Annotated in this window: 1 protein-coding gene; it reads left to right on the top strand. The window is 60.2% G+C overall.

Annotated features, from left to right (window positions below; all coding sequences use genetic code 11):
- Positions 1 to 7: 7 nt before the first annotated feature.
- Positions 8 to 211 (top strand): SDR family NAD(P)-dependent oxidoreductase (locus AF337_RS13970; RefSeq protein WP_152971075.1); only part of this gene is annotated, 204 nt, incomplete at its 3' end.

Here is a 211-nt window from a genome sequence, read left to right as displayed (position 1 = left end):
GATTTACATGAAGAACTTGTTTGATATTACCGGACGCCTTGCCCTGATCACCGGCTCGAGCCAGGGGATCGGCTATGCCCTGGCCGAAGGCCTGGCGCAGCATGGCGCCGAGGTGATCATCAATGGCCGCACGCCGGAAAGCGTCAAACGTGCGGTCGAGAGCCTCAAGGATCAAGGGCTGTCTGCCCATGCGGCGATCTTCGACGTGACC

This window comes from Rhizobium ecuadorense (assembly GCF_001187535.1).
Lineage (GTDB): Bacteria > Pseudomonadota > Alphaproteobacteria > Rhizobiales > Rhizobiaceae > Rhizobium > Rhizobium ecuadorense.
Note: the sequence above shows the minus strand (reverse complement) of the source record. Positions and strands in the feature narration are given on the sequence as shown.